The sequence below is a fragment of the Hyphococcus lacteus genome (genome assembly GCF_041058985.1).
Lineage (GTDB): Bacteria > Pseudomonadota > Alphaproteobacteria > Caulobacterales > Parvularculaceae > Hyphococcus > Hyphococcus lacteus.
The window spans coordinates 1863910-1877609 of the sequence record NZ_JBEHZE010000001.1; the positions used below are offsets into that span (position 1 = coordinate 1863910).

The 13700-nt window shown below is 51.5% G+C and carries 18 protein-coding genes; 7 read left to right on the forward strand and 11 right to left on the reverse strand.

Annotation, left to right across the window (positions count from 1 at the left end; genetic code table 11):
• Positions 1-10 precede the first annotated feature (10 nt).
• The 3 genes from ABFZ84_RS08915 to ABFZ84_RS08925 are packed head-to-tail and all read left to right on the forward strand — an operon-like array spanning position 11 to position 1230.
• The gene (locus ABFZ84_RS08915) at positions 11-445 is read left to right on the forward strand and encodes a DUF1499 domain-containing protein (protein WP_369313652.1); all 435 of its coding nucleotides are present in this window, start codon (positions 11-13) and stop codon (positions 443-445) included.
• Entirely contained in the window at positions 446-895 is a 450-nt protein-coding gene (locus ABFZ84_RS08920) for a DNA polymerase III subunit chi (protein WP_369313653.1), read from the forward strand. It abuts the gene before it with no gap.
• Positions 892-1230, forward strand: a complete 339-nt coding sequence (locus tag ABFZ84_RS08925; protein WP_369313654.1) for a TraR/DksA family transcriptional regulator — start codon at positions 892-894, stop codon at positions 1228-1230. Before ABFZ84_RS08920 ends, ABFZ84_RS08925 begins: the two co-directional genes overlap by 4 nt.
• Here ABFZ84_RS08925 and ABFZ84_RS08930 read toward each other — a convergent pair.
• The 6 genes from ABFZ84_RS08930 to ABFZ84_RS08955 all read right to left on the reverse strand — a co-directional run bounded on the left by ABFZ84_RS08930 (position 1227) and on the right by ABFZ84_RS08955 (position 5968).
• Complete coding sequence (locus ABFZ84_RS08930; RefSeq protein ID WP_369313655.1) at positions 1227-2171, reverse strand: calcium/sodium antiporter; 945 nt, start codon at positions 2169-2171, stop codon at positions 1227-1229. The two genes, ABFZ84_RS08925 and ABFZ84_RS08930, sit on opposite strands and share 4 nt — an antisense overlap.
• A gap of 88 nt (positions 2172-2259) precedes the next feature.
• Positions 2260-2679: a PaaI family thioesterase gene (locus ABFZ84_RS08935; protein WP_369313656.1), complete on the reverse strand. Its 420-nt coding sequence runs from the start codon at positions 2677-2679 to the stop codon at positions 2260-2262.
• On the reverse strand, positions 2676-3143 hold the full coding sequence (locus ABFZ84_RS08940) for a PaaI family thioesterase (RefSeq protein WP_369313657.1): 468 nt from the start codon (positions 3141-3143) through the stop codon (positions 2676-2678). The genes ABFZ84_RS08935 and ABFZ84_RS08940 overlap by 4 nt, the downstream gene beginning before the upstream one ends.
• A complete protein-coding gene (locus tag ABFZ84_RS08945) occupies positions 3140-3433 on the reverse strand; it encodes a chorismate mutase (protein ID WP_369313658.1) in 294 nt (97 codons plus the stop codon). Before ABFZ84_RS08945 ends, ABFZ84_RS08940 begins: the two co-directional genes overlap by 4 nt.
• 118 nt (positions 3434-3551) lie before the next feature.
• Positions 3552-5441 carry an ABC-F family ATP-binding cassette domain-containing protein gene (locus ABFZ84_RS08950; RefSeq protein WP_369313659.1) on the reverse strand — a complete coding sequence of 630 codons (1890 nt, stop codon included), beginning with the start codon at positions 5439-5441 and terminating at the stop codon, positions 3552-3554.
• 50 nt (positions 5442-5491) lie between these two features.
• Positions 5492-5968 (reverse strand): copper chaperone PCu(A)C, encoded by a 477-nt coding sequence (locus tag ABFZ84_RS08955; protein WP_369313661.1) that lies wholly within the window; start codon positions 5966-5968, stop codon positions 5492-5494.
• A gap of 102 nt (positions 5969-6070) precedes the next feature.
• Between ABFZ84_RS08955 and ABFZ84_RS08960 the strand changes: the two genes are divergently transcribed.
• Positions 6071-6295, forward strand: coding sequence for a DUF3126 family protein (locus tag ABFZ84_RS08960; protein WP_369314559.1), 225 nt, complete (start codon positions 6071-6073; stop codon positions 6293-6295).
• An 11-nt stretch (positions 6296-6306) separates the two neighbouring features.
• The gene (locus tag ABFZ84_RS08965; RefSeq protein ID WP_369313662.1) at positions 6307-7728 is read left to right on the forward strand and encodes a hypothetical protein; all 1422 of its coding nucleotides are present in this window, start codon (positions 6307-6309) and stop codon (positions 7726-7728) included.
• 1 nt (position 7729) lies between these two features.
• On the opposite strand, the gene ABFZ84_RS08970 is transcribed toward ABFZ84_RS08965, so the two are convergent.
• From ABFZ84_RS08970 to ABFZ84_RS08985, 4 genes are all read right to left on the reverse strand, one after another.
• Positions 7730-8491 carry a hypothetical protein gene (locus ABFZ84_RS08970; RefSeq protein ID WP_369313663.1) on the reverse strand — a complete coding sequence of 254 codons (762 nt, stop codon included), beginning with the start codon at positions 8489-8491 and terminating at the stop codon, positions 7730-7732.
• A gap of 117 nt (positions 8492-8608) precedes the next feature.
• Complete coding sequence (locus ABFZ84_RS08975) at positions 8609-9367, reverse strand: PhoH family protein (protein ID WP_369313664.1); 759 nt, start codon at positions 9365-9367, stop codon at positions 8609-8611.
• Between the two features lie 300 nt (positions 9368-9667).
• A complete protein-coding gene (locus ABFZ84_RS08980) occupies positions 9668-10288 on the reverse strand; it encodes a GYF domain-containing protein (protein ID WP_369313665.1) in 621 nt (206 codons plus the stop codon).
• Positions 10289-10300: 12 nt separating this feature from the next.
• Positions 10301-10996: a PilZ domain-containing protein gene (locus ABFZ84_RS08985; protein ID WP_369313666.1), complete on the reverse strand. Its 696-nt coding sequence runs from the start codon at positions 10994-10996 to the stop codon at positions 10301-10303.
• A 121-nt stretch (positions 10997-11117) separates the two neighbouring features.
• On the opposite strand from ABFZ84_RS08985, the gene ABFZ84_RS08990 reads away from it, so the two are divergent.
• Both ABFZ84_RS08990 and ABFZ84_RS08995 read left to right on the forward strand, forming a co-directional pair.
• A complete protein-coding gene (locus ABFZ84_RS08990) occupies positions 11118-11849 on the forward strand; it encodes a rhomboid family intramembrane serine protease (protein WP_369313667.1) in 732 nt (243 codons plus the stop codon).
• Between the two features lie 83 nt (positions 11850-11932).
• Positions 11933-12361 carry a CBS domain-containing protein gene (locus ABFZ84_RS08995; RefSeq protein ID WP_369313668.1) on the forward strand — a complete coding sequence of 143 codons (429 nt, stop codon included), beginning with the start codon at positions 11933-11935 and terminating at the stop codon, positions 12359-12361.
• A 27-nt stretch (positions 12362-12388) separates the two neighbouring features.
• Here the strand turns inward: ABFZ84_RS08995 and ABFZ84_RS09000 are convergent, their stop codons facing one another.
• The gene (locus ABFZ84_RS09000; RefSeq protein WP_369313669.1) at positions 12389-13441 is read right to left on the reverse strand and encodes a patatin-like phospholipase family protein; all 1053 of its coding nucleotides are present in this window, start codon (positions 13439-13441) and stop codon (positions 12389-12391) included.
• Positions 13442-13700: the final 259 nt, after the last annotated feature.

Here is a 13700-nt window from a genome sequence, read left to right on the forward strand (position 1 = left end):
GGTGAGTGACATGAAGATTGTTGTACTGATAATTGCTGCGTTGCTCATCCTCGGTGTTGGATTTTTTGTGGTGCTCTCGATCAAATCGAGAACTGGAACGGCACTGGGCTTGGTCGATGGCATGCTCGCGCCATGTCCGGCCTCTCCCAATTGCGTGTTAAGCGAAGCCCATTCCGATGATGATCATCGGATTGAGCCATTGCCACTCAGTGTTTGGGCTAAGTTGCCCGATATTTTAAGTAAAGAGGGCGGTGTCGTTGTGAAAATCACTGACGATTACATCGCCTCTGAGTTTTCAACATCATTGATGAAATATGTTGATGATGTTGAATTCCGCAAAGCAGAAGACGTTGTGCATGTGCGGTCAGCATCGAGGGTCGGGCATAGCGATTTGGGTGCGAACCGTGAGCGGATCGATGCGCTACGGACGAAGCTCGGTCAATAGATGACAGAGGTACTTTTTTATCACCTGGAGCGAGGCGGGGTCGAAGGCGTGTTGCCAGACCTTCTCGAAAAGACCCTTGGGCGAGGCTGGCGTGCGGTGGTTCGCACCGTTAGCCGCGAGCGTGTCAACATGCTCGATAATCACCTGTGGGTGTATCGGGATGAGAGCTTTCTGCCGCATGCGGGCACGGGGGAGGGTGTTGATCAACCTGTTTGGTTGACCGATGGCGAGGATGTGCCGAACAAAGCCGAGCTATTGTTTCTTATTGATGGCGCAAAAGCGGAGGCGACGGCGCTTGGAAATTTCATCCGTTGTGTGACGATATTTGATGGCCGTGATGATGAGGCGCTTTCCGATGCGCGGAAATTCTGGAAAGAAACAAAAGCGGCGGGCCACGACGTCGCTTATTGGCGGCAATCGCCCGAGGGCCGGTGGGAAAAGCAGGCATGAGTGGTGAAATTGATCTTGAGAGATACAGATTACTTTTGTTGTCACGCCAAGCCGAACTTGAAGCGCTCTCTAGTGATAGCAAAGCCAAACGGCAGCCAGTTGAACTTGACCAACAAGCCGTCGGCAGATTATCGCGCCAAGATGCGTTGCAACAACAGGCTATGGCCAATGCACAAGAAGCGCGACGAAATAACGAGAAGCGCAAGATTGAAGCCGCTGTCTTGCGGATTGATGATGGGGAATATGGATTTTACGCCGAATGCGGTGAGGCAATAGCCGAAAAACGTTTGCTGATTGATTTAACGGCGACCCATTGTGCGGACTGTGCGCGTTAGGCATGCGCTACCAAATAAAGCAGATAGGCAGCATAAGCTGCGACCATTACATAACCTTCCCATCGGTCAAATCGGCTTTTGGTTATGGCAAAGATGATGAGTGCGCCAGTCGCGGCGAGCATGATCCAGTTATCAAAACCAAGAATTGATTGCGGTACGGCGATAGGCCGGACCAGAGCAGTTACGCCCAGAATACCCAATAGATTATAGATATTCGAACCAAGGACATTGCCCAATGCCAGATCTGACTTACCGCGAATGCTTGCCATAACCGAGGTCATCAATTCGGGCAACGAGGTTCCCAATGCGACGATGGTCAGCCCAATGATGGTTTCAGAAACATTCATCATGGTCGCAATGCCAATGGCTCCATCAACCAACAATCGTGCGCCAATCACCAAAAACAATAAACCCATCAATGCAAAGCCAAATGCGGGGAGAGCCTTGCCGGTATCGCCCATGGTCGCGACGTTAATTGCGTCGGCGTTTGCTGTTGGTTTGTTCATTTCGCTGACATAGGCCCAGCCGATATAAGCGAATAGCGCTAGCAAAAACCCGGTGCCAGCAACATGGGTTAGGCGACCTGTCATCAAGGTTGCGATGACCACGACGGTTACGCCGCCAAGTACCAAAGCGTCTCGGCGAAACCCCAGCATTTTCACACCAATAGGCGCGATTGCGGCGGAGACGCCAAGAATAAGAAGAATGTTGGCGATATTGGATCCGATGACATTTCCAACCGCAACGCCCGGTGACCCGGCGAGGGCCGCACCGACGCTGGACACGAGTTCGGGTGCTGAGGTGCCAAAGCCTACAAGCGTCAATCCGATCAATAATTCGGAAAGCCCTAACTGTCGGGCAATGCTGGTCGCCCCCCGGATTAGCCATTCGGCACCGAGGGTTAAAAGTACCAGCCCAGTTACGATGTAAATCCACAACACGAACAACGCCCTCCGGTGTAAATGAAATGCTTGCCGATATGGGTGCCAAAATTAAAACCGCTAGGGGATTATTGGGGTGGTAACAAAACTATTTTTCTGAGGTTCCCAGTTTGAACCTAAACCGGCCTACGGCGACGGGTGTATTTTCATTGGCTTGCCAGCCAGTTGCCTCGACAAATGCGAGGCGACGTCCAACCCGGATAAATCGAACACGCGCCGTCATGTTTTTTGCGCTAGCCGAAGTGAGATATTCGATATCAGCGTTTACCGTCGAGATAGTTGCGTCTGTGCCGAGATGGGCAAAGAGCTTAGCGTTCGCTGCAAATTCAAGAAACGTTGCGATTGCTCCACCATGAAGTGCGCGGATCATCGCATTGCCGATGTGATGTTCTGCAAATTCGAGGATAAAGAGGGTGTCGTCGCCGACGATTTCAGCAGAAAAGCCCAACCATTTTGCAACGGGGGATGCATCGGCAAAGGCACAGATTCGTTTGATCTCGTTGGTCATAGTCGTGACGCCATATTTGGTCCGCGCGTTCCAATCATAAATGCGCCAGAAGCTGTCGCAATTTGTTCGCCGGTTTTCTCATCGGTTAGGTTGCCGGACACATAAGCCACATCACCACGTAATTTTATGCATTCCGCTGCGCAGATTACGCGGCCACCGGCGCTGACATCGGTCAGGTAGTCTGTGCGTAGATTGATCGTTGCAATGGGCATGATTTCGTCGAGCGCCGTAAACGCGGCAAGGCCGAATATTGAATCCATGATGATGGTCAAAAGTCCGCCATGAACTTTGCCTTTGGCATCAAGAAATTCATCGGGTAGAAATACGGAGAATGTCGCTTTGTTTCGTCCGATCAAAATAGGTTTGAGATCGAGAGAGTGAAAAAGCGAATGCTCGTGTAACAGCCAATCCCGCGCGCCACTTAACATTGCGCCAATCGCCGGATTGATTTTGTCGCTACTCATTTTTCGCGTAGTCTTTCTTCTTCATACTGGATACCCCAGCCGATGATTTGACGCCAAAGGGCCTCCGCCATCTCTGGTGGCATACCAGCTTCTTCAGCGCGGCTTTTTACTTTGTCGACAACATCGCGGTTACGCCATGGTACAGATGCTTCGTCAGGAGAGCGTTTGAAAAACCAAGCACGATCCACATAGCTCCATCGCTCGGAAAGCAAATCCACCAGCGCGCGGTCAACGCGGTCGATCTCTTCTCGGACCTGATCCATAGTCTCGCAATCGGCTGCTTTTCTCATTTTATTTCCTTCATCAAAATTGAGGGTAAGTCGAATTGAATTGCCCGACAATCACGAGCCACAGTCATTGGTGCAGTTATAGACGGGCGTGTGCTTTTGTCTGGCGTTAGGGTTCATTTTACGCGCCAGCATCGGTTTTGGCATTTTCATAGATCTCAAGCGCTGTGAGCCATTCTGTTTCGGTATTCTCTATGGCGTTCACCAGTGCGCTGCGTTCTTTGGATAGTTTGGTCGCGCGGGGCAGGTTCGTTTCAAACAGTCCTGGCTCGGCTAAGGCTTCGTCCAGCCGAGCGAGTGTTCCATTCAGTTGGTCGACTTTTTTCTCCAAAGTTTCGGCGGTCTTTTTTAGTGGTTGAAGCGAAAGTCTGGCTTCTGCTGCATTTTTGCGAGTGATTTCTTTGATGTTCTCGCCCGGCTTATTGGTGTCGGATTTTCCGGAGGTTTTGCTCGCTGCTAAAACCAGTTCTCTGTAATCGTTGAGGTCACCTTGATAAGGTTCAACCTTACCTTGATTAACCAGCCACAACCGGTCAGCCACAGCCGATGCCAAATGCGAGTCGTGAGTAATGAGGAGGACCGCACCTTGAAAATCATTAAGGGCTTCGATCAATGCCTCGCGCGCGCCCATATCGAGATGGTTTGTTGGCTCGTCGAGGATCAATAGATGCGCGCCGTGAAAAGTAATAAGCCCTAAGAGCAATCGAGCTTTTTCACCGCCGGATAGTTTTTCAACGGCCGTATCTGCTTTTTCGGGGCCGAAGCCCAAGCGGGCCGTCGCCGACCGCGTCTCGGCCTCGGTGGCATCAGGGATCATCGCGCGCACATGATCATAAGCTGATTGCTTAGGTTTCAACTCGTCTAATTGATGTTGTGCGAAATAGGCGATGGAAAGTTTTTTATGTTTGTAGACATTCCCGGAGAGAGGCGGGAGACGACCTGAAAGGGCTTTAACCAAAGTTGACTTGCCTTCGCCATTCGGTCCCAGGATCGCAATTCGGTCATCTTGGTCGAGGCGAAGATTGACCTTTTTCAAGATTGGGTTGCCGTCTTCATAGCCAAGGTCGCCATCGACGACTCGAACAATGGGCGGTGCCATGGCTTTTGGATTGGGAAAGTGAAACGGCACTGTCTTTGCTGAAATTGGCTCGGCGATGACTTCGAGCTTTTCGAGCATTTTTACGCGGCTTTGGGCTTGTTTAGCTTTCGATGCTTTCGCGCGGAAGCGATCGACAAAAGATTGCATGTGCCGGCGACGAACTTCTTGTCGTTCTCGGAAAGATGCGGCCTGCGCGCGGGCCTCGGCGCGCTTTTTTTCATAAAGATCAAACCCGCCGGGACTGACTGTTAGCTTGCCGTTTTCAAGCGCCAAAATATGTGTGACAGCATTGTTCAGTAATGCTCGATCGTGGGAAACAATAAGCGTCGTATAAGGATAACGACGCAGATACGTTTCAAGCCATATTGTGCCCTCAAGGTCGAGATAGTTCGTTGGCTCATCGAGGAGCAAAAGATCAGGTGCTGAAAAAAGCACGCCGGCCAGCGCAACGCGCATTCGCCAGCCACCCGAAAATTCTGAACAAGCTCGGGCTTGGGCTTGGGCGGAAAAACCAAGGCCAGACAAAATCGATCCTGCTCGCGCTTCCGCAGAGTGCGCATCAATGTCGGCCAGTCGCGTTTGGATTTCAGCAATGCGGTTCGGGTCTGTGGCGACCTCTGATTCGGCTAATAGACTTGTCCGCTCTTTATCTTGTTCAAGCACAGTATCGAGCAGGCTAACATTCGACGATGGTGCTTCTTGCTCGACGGATCCCAGTCTGCGGTTTTTGCGCAAAGAGACCTCTTCGCCGCCGGTATAGATTTCGCCTTTGATGATCTTGAGCAGTGTCGATTTGCCAGAGCCATTAGCGCCGACAAAGCCAACTTTCCAGCCGTCAGAGATCGCGGCGGTGGCCTGATCGAAGAGAACCCGGCCTTCGATAGAATAAGAAAGGTCATTTACATGTAACATGGCGGGCGCTTTTACCGTCTGTGCCAGTCATGAGGAAGGGGGCCAGCCGCTTAATGTGCGGAATGACCAACTTCTGTGCGTCCGCGGACCTCGAAATTGAGGGTTATCGGGGGCGCATTCTCAAATTCGAGCGTGATCATAGGGTCTGAGCCGATTTCGATTGTGTCAGTCAGTCCGATCAACATCAGGTGGGCTGATCCGGGGGCTAAATTGGTGCTCTCGCCGATCGGTAGTGGTACGCCATTTTCCATCCGGGCCATTCTTGCGACATTATTCTCATCAATGGTTGTGGTGTGAATTTCGGCGGTATTCGCGGCGTCGAATGATGCGCCAACCAGTCGATCGGATGTGTTTGTGCCGTTACATATTGAAAGATATGCGGCGCTCATCGGCTGGCCTTGCCCGGCTTCGCGGACCCAGGCATTGCTGACCACAAGTTCGTCACTACCGCATGGGGATTGTGTTTTTTCACCACATCCGGTGAGTAACAAAACAGGGATAAAAGCCGCGACGGCGATGGATTTCATGGTGTATCCTCCGGAAAAATTGCTGAATAAACAGCAGACAAGGGCGGTTGGCACCCGCTACGGATACGGTTAAGAGGGTCTCGATAAAAGGACAAGTGTATGATGGATAACGTAGATATAGCCCGCCTTCAGAAATATCTGAGCACAAAATTCGGTATGGATAACCTCACCGTGCGAGGCCGCCCCAACAAAGACGACTCAGCAGAGGTCTATATTGGCGACGAATTCATTGGCGTCATTTTTCGCGACGACGAAGAAGGTGACGTATCTTATGATTTTAACATGGCAATTCTCGAAATTGATCTTCCTGAACGGCCAGCGAGTTAAGAGGTAGAATCTTGTCGGGCGCGCCATCCGGTTTTCTCGGGAAGCTGTCGGCAGAGCGCCCGGTGATTCTTAGTGGGGTCTTGGGGCTGGGGCTTGTGGTTCTGGCTGTCTTGGGCGCGCGCCAGATGGGGCCGACCGCAGACACCAACACCTTTCTAATCCGATTTTCGATTAGCGCATTGATCGCGGGTTTTGTGCCGGTCGCGTTGGCGGCCTTTGCGCCGCGTCGGCGTTTGTTCCGAATTCCTTATGTGATTGTGCTCGCGCTTTTGGGCGCGTTGTGCTGCGCGTATGTGTTTGGTTTTTTTGGTGATCAAACGGATATCGTTCCGTCACTGCCGGTATGTGCTGCGCTTGGTTTGTTTTTATTCCTTAGCGCATTGCATCCGATCACCCGGAATGTACTACGGCTCGGCGTGGTGGTGCCGCTTTCCATAATTATTGGCGGGGTAGGCGCGATTGGTTTCTTTGCGCTGCTCGATGTGTTGACCGCACCATTTGCCGCTCCGGCGCTCGCGATTGGTTTGGCTGGTGGGATGTGCGTTGGCATGAGCGTCGCGGCGGAATTTGCGCAGCTTTATGCCAAGGGGTTGTCAGCACGTAATGCCGCGGCTTCTGCGGGACATGCGGCTCTAGCGCCTGCGTGGTTTTGTTTTTTGGCTGCGACTTCTTATGGATTGGTGGTTTCGCTTCAGTTGAATGTTGGCGCTATCGATTGGCAGATTATTTTTGCCGTTGCCGGGACGTCTATTTTGATATCGGTGATGAGTCTGGTCTCAACGACCGGATTATTGGCGGTGCTGCGCCATAGTGAACAAGTTGCGGTGGATGAAAACCAACGCCGGCAGCGCTTTGTCGAAAGTTGGCGCCCGATGCGTCGCTTACTTCCGAGTTCGACAGCGCTAGCGGCGAGCGCGATTATTGGCGTTCTCGTTGTGATCGCTGCGTTTGAGACCGGCATTGCAAATCCCCTAAGCCTAATACTTTTTATTGGTATGATGATGGTCGCATCTGGCGCCGCATTTGTTTCGGTGCGGACAAGCCTATTGATTGCGCTCATGCTGTTTATCAGCACCACATTCGCCGGCTTTGTTTATAGTGCGTTTGGGTTTGAAATACCGACATTGGCCGATCGTACAGCGGGGCTAACGCTAGCGGCGATTGGTTTTACACAAATCACTGTCAGTTGGCGCAATGCAGGTGACATCTGGAGAAACGCGAGAGATGTTGCGCAAAACGCGATGTGCGATGGGCTTCGGCGGTTTGTGGTTGTGATTGGAACGAGCGCGGCTGCACTAATTGTTGCCACCGAGGCATTCAGCTGGGATGCAGGGCTTAGCACCGCAAGTTATTTTGCCGTTGTCGCCGGAATTGGATTGTTCATGTCGCCGGTATTGATGGTGGCGATGAGCGCGCAATTACAAAAATACTAATTTACTGAGCGGGTGGGTTTGATTGATCGAGCTTCATCACAAAGCGCTGCACCGCATCATCTAGCGCTCGCCATTCCGGCAAGTATGGTCGTTTAAAGCGATAGCTGACTTCGATATTGTTGCCATATTCCAGCTCGCGCCAGCATTCGGGGCTGGTGACGTCGTCTTTTTCTTTGAAACAAAAGACCGCTGCCGTCGCGCCGCTCTCGTCGTTCCCGACAAATAACTCCGTATCGGCGTACCCATTTGTCGGAACGTTAGCGCGTTGTTCTTTGAACGTAAATTTTGTCAGCTGGTAGGGAGTCCGAACACCGCGCGGATCGACCGTCTGAGGCAAATAGAGACGTTCGAATCTTTCTGCCTCATTGAACATCGAAGTGCGCTTTGAAATCGTAATGTCGATTCGGCGCGTGTCGGGCGCATTTTCAATGAATTCTTTGCGCTGCGCCGGGGTATAGCCATTCATGGTTGGCCAAAGCGCATAAAGGACGACTTCATCACGAATGCCGCCGCGTCGGGCACGGGGGTAAACGGTGTAATTGGCGGGCGGCGCAAAGATTGACCCGCCGATTTCGACCCGGACGGGTTCTTCGGTAATGGCAGGGCTGGGTGTGTTGCCGCTGAAATCTTCGACGCTTGGGCCTACATAGTAATAAAGAAAGATCGCGCAAAGAACGAGCGTCGCCATAAAAATGCCGAGCGGATAGCGCCAGCTTGATTCTTGTTTGATCTCACCGTCGCCAAAGCCGTAGCCGTTACTCATGCGATCCGTCCTAATTACCAGTCACAAGCGGAAGACATGTCATTATCATGAGCGCGCCCGTAGTAAAATCCCGTAAAGGCGATTCGCTACGAACGCGATTCAAAGCCTTATATATGGTCAAAGCGCGTCAATCATTTCGGCCACAAGCGGGTGCCGGACCACATCTTCGCGGGAGAATCGCACCGCGCGGACATTTTCCAGGTTTTCCAGCTTCTCCACCACATCATTTAAGCCGGACATGCCGGGCAGGAGGTCGCTTTGTGCCGGATCGCCGGTGACCACCATAGAGGAGTTCCACCCTAGTCGTGTCAGCAACATTTTTAACTGGCCATAGGTGCAGTTCTGGGCCTCATCGATAACCACATAAGCGTTATTGAGGGTTCGACCACGCATATAGGCAATCGGCGCAATTTCGATGACGCCTTCGGCCATTAGCGCTTTGAGGCGTTTAGACGAAAGTCGGTCGCAGAGCGCATCATAAAGTGGGCGGAGATAGGGCGAGAGTTTTTGTTCCATATCTCCCGGCAAAAAACCCAAGCTTTCGCCAGCTTCGACAGCCGGACGTGACAGGATGATCCGGCGAACATTTCCTGCCTCGAGTGCTTCTACGGCCTTGGCAATGGCGAGATATGTCTTACCTGTACCAGCCGCCCCAACAGCAAGCACAAGCGGCGCTTCGTCGATAGCATCCATGACCATCTGCTGCGTTTCATTCTGTGCACGGAGATTTTTTCTATATTTCTGATCTCTATTGCTGTCGTCAGCAACCGGTGACCATTTCGGTTCGTCGAATAGTCGCCTTACGTTATTATCATCGCCATATTGCGCAAATTCAGGATTGCGCCGCGCCGCGCGACGCGCCGAACGTTTCGTCATGTACGCCTCCAGATAACAAAAGGATGGAAAATGGTGACGAATATATGGGAGAGGGTGTGGAGAGTTGATTTTGCAATCGTCGAAAAGCAGCCCTTGCGCGATTTGCGCCGACCAAGACATTGTTTATGCCGTAATACTGCATCTAGACGATTGTCGCTCCCGCGAATCAGTCACCTTCGTAACTATATCCCGTTTTGCCTCTGATGCGGAGATAAAACGATGCCGTCAGAAAAAATTCATGATTGACGCATCACGGATGATTTTCTGGACAATACGGCGTAAGGTTCGTGGGAGCGTGTTTTAGGACTGCTTCGATTTTACGAAAGCGGCCGTGAGCTTGGCGTTGATTGCTGGCGAATAATTGCCCCATGAAGAACGTCCCCGGGTGGCGTCAACAACAAAGATTGACTCGCTACCACGCAGATATGGTGCGATAGCATTCCGTACACCAACGGCTGTCATTTCACATGATATAGTCCACGTGTTGTCGGCAATTCGAAATGCGGGGCCAAGGCCAAAGAGGGCTGCCTCAACGCGGCTTGCAGCGCCACTAACGACATCGAAAATAACGATGAAATTTGCGACCGTGGGTTCGGCGGATTTTTTGGTCTGGATGCTGGCGCTGATCGGGATTGTTTTGTTTGGCGCTTCTTCGGGCAACGTAAAATCACAATCGCTACGTTTACCAAAAGCTTTTGAAGACTGGGTGTTGGTTGTTGTTTCGCTTGGTACGGTGCCGAAGAAGTTTGAAAAGATTGATTCGTTACGGGCTTCACGCCAAGTTCGACCACCGGCAGGGGACACAAGTGACCAGGATGCTAATCGGCCTTCATGGGCAAATTTGCGCATCTGTTCTGTCGTGTAAGGTCCGTAGACCTTGTCTTCGACTTTGAGGCACCAGTTTTCAGCAGCAAGCATCATTCTTCCTTAGGGCTATTGGGCGCGCACGCCCTTCTTGCCAAATGAATGAGCAAATCCCGGGCCAGTTGTATCAAAAGGCTCCATGCTCGCTGATTCGGACAGGACTTCCTCCATTTTATGGTTAGAAGAGCCGGTAAATACGACCCCGACGCCTTTATCGTGGCGGCGAATAACCTTGGCTGTCATTCGGCCCAGTATAATGTGCGCGCCTAGTGGAGGGCGGGGTTTGATCTCGAGAGAGGCCCCAGTCAGTGAAATATCCAGAATGGAACATTCAGCTGAACGCCCATCTTCCAAATAAACAGTCGCATGGGTTTCGTGGTTGATACGTGGCCGACCTCGGCGATCGGTGCCTCTATGCTGGTTATTAAGCGCATTTGTTAACTGATCGGCGATTTTAGCCTGACGGGACCGCTTTTTCGGGTAGGTCACGGCGAACAGACGGTCATTGGCGCGGACGACCTTTCCCTCAATCCGACCAATCTGATCGATATAGAGAATCACTTTCTGGTCGCGGCTAGGCGGAAATTTGGTTTTTAGGACGGCTCCACCGGCGGATATATTAAGAACCACACCGGAGCGTTCTTCACCTTGTTCTGTAAGAAAACGGGCTTTTAGCGGAATTTCTGCGCGCTGGTGCTTTCTGCGATCAGCATCAATCTGCTGCGCATCATGTGCTCCGCCATTTTGCGGTGTCGAATTAGTCATGTTGGTTCCGTTGGTCGCGAGCCTTTTCCCGTATCTTAAGGGGCTTTCATGAACAAAAGTTTGCACGCAACGGGGTTCGACGTTAATCAATCCTATAAAATCATTGCGAGTATTAACTAATATGCGCCCCCAAACCGACCGCAATGACTGGCTCGGCTTTTTTAAAAACCCGCCAGATACGGTCACTGTTATTGTGACGGGGTTAGCGGTTATCCAGATCATTATGTCTTTACTGCCCGTGGCCGCGGTACGCCGAATATGGCGGTTGGTAGAGCTTTCACCTGCGCGGATGATGCATGCACTCGACAAGGGGGATATCCTGACTGGCATGGTTCGCCCGATCCTTGGCCATATGCTTTTTCATGTGAATGTCACTCATATGGTCGTTAACTTATTGGCGTTGGGGATGATGGGCACGGTTGTTTTTCGGGAGATGGAATCTGCCCCCGAGACAAAGAGACACGATATTCCGGTGGTCTTCACGGCCTTTCTGTTGTTGTCGGGCATGTTCGCCGGGGTTTTCTTTGTTCTGATCAATCAAGATTCATGGCGCGCGATGATTGGCGCTTCTGGTGCTGCCGCAGGATTGTTTGGCGCAATCGTTTGGATTAGTTTTATGCGCCCGGACAATAGTAATGCTAAAAACACCGAGCCTCAGGCGACAATAATTCCCTTACTGATGATGTTGGGTGTGTCCATTTTAATAATTGCAGCGACGATTTTTTTTGATACCTCAAAGCTTAGCTTCATTTTATTCAAGAGCGCCAGCGCGTGGCAGGCCCATGTCGGTGGGTATCTTTTTGGGCTGTTAACCTATCCATTGTTTGAACGGCTAGCTGCCGTGGGTCATTGAAGTTATAAAATCTCTTTCAATGCCCACTTGCCGAAAGCGCGTATACAGTACAGAATAAACTTCATTGCGCAGAGGAGAGTCGGATGAAGGTTGAACAGATCCTCCAACTAAAAGGCACGGATATATATTCCGTAGAGCCTGACGCGAAGATTGCTGAGGCAGTCACAATTCTCAACGAAAAAAATATTGGTGCGGTGCTTGTCCGCGAGCAAAATGGCAATGTCGTCGGCATTTTGTCGGAACGTGATATTGTTCGACGGCTTGGCTCGCGCGGCGCAGAAGCCCTTTCAATGGGTGTCTCTGAATGTATGACCAGCAATATTTATACTTGCTCTGTAGACGCATCGGTAGACGAGTTGATGGGGATGATGACCGAAAAACGAATTCGGCATTTGCCGGTCACTCGCGATGGCAATATCGTCGGTGTGGTCTCTATCGGTGATGTGGTTAAGCGAAAAATCGAAGAAGCAGAACAAGAAGCGGCGGCGCTAAAGGAATATATTGCCTCCTAATCGGGGCCTTTTGCGACCCGCGTTAATTTAGGTAAGGTATTTCAAGGCGCTTTCGATTTGCGGTAATGCTTCATCGACGGCATCTCGTCCGTGCCCGATTAATTCATCTGCCCGGTCAAAATCCAAAAGCGGAATATGCCCCACATGCGGCGTTATCATAACGTCTGGGGGATCACCGGCGAGGCGGGACCGCGTAATTCGATCCATCAAAATGTTGAAGGATGCTAACATCACGGAGCCAACACCGGGCGCGCTTTGGTTGGCATTGAATAGTCGGCGAACCATTAGTTTTTTTGTAATGCCGCTTTTTTGGGCTTCGTCTATGTCATCCCCTATGTTGGACGCGCCGATATTCGGAAGCGCATCGAATTTCTCTTTTCTGTCTGCGACACTCATATTAAACGCATCAGCGTGTAGCCCAATGGCAATTACAACGCGTGCGCCCAAAGCCCGACAGACAGATACGGGCAACGGGTTGACTAATGCGCCGTCGATTAACCAACGGCCATCAATTGCGCGGGGTGGGAATATTCCGGGTAGGGCATAAGCGGCTTGAATGGCCTCTGCGAGGTCGCCGTCGATCATCCATACTTCGTGTCCGGTGGATAATTCAGATGTCACCGCAACAAATCGACCGGCCATATCTTCGATGTTCGTGGGCGGAAGGTAGCGGTTCATGGTTTTTTCGAGTTTTTTGCCGCCCATTAGTCCGGATCCGTTTAAGACCACATCGAAATAGGACAGCATACGGCGCTTGGTGAGGCTTCTGGCCCATGTTTCAAGCTCGTTGAGTTTTCCGGCACGCCAAAAACCACCAACAAGCGCGCCAACTGAGGTTCCGGCGACGATATCTGGCGATAAGCCCAATTCATCAAGACGCCGTACGGCACCGATATGGGCCCATCCGCGTGCAATGCCGCCACCTAGAGCTAATCCGACCTTTGCAGAGGACGAAACGGCTAGTCGCGGTGAGTTTGGTTGGGTTGTGGTGGTGGAGGGGGCCTCTGCCGGGCTGTCATCGGGAGCTTGATCAGGTCCCAGTCGGTTTTTTTTCTCGGATATGTCAGTTTTTTGGGTCATGATTACGCCAGACTATGCTCCAAATTCGTGACCAATTCCTGAAAAGCCCAGTAATTTAGCGGGCTTTGGGTGAGGCGGCACTACTTTTGGCTGTGGTTCCCAAAGATTTATCCACAGGGGTGATTTCATGCTTGTATTCTCCGAAACAGGTCTATAGGTAGTGGCTTCCCGGTCAGCACTGATCCTTCGATAACGTCTTCGGCGGGTCGCGGCTCTTTTGGGAAAATTCGGCGAGTTTTTGCTCTTCAGATTTTCTTGA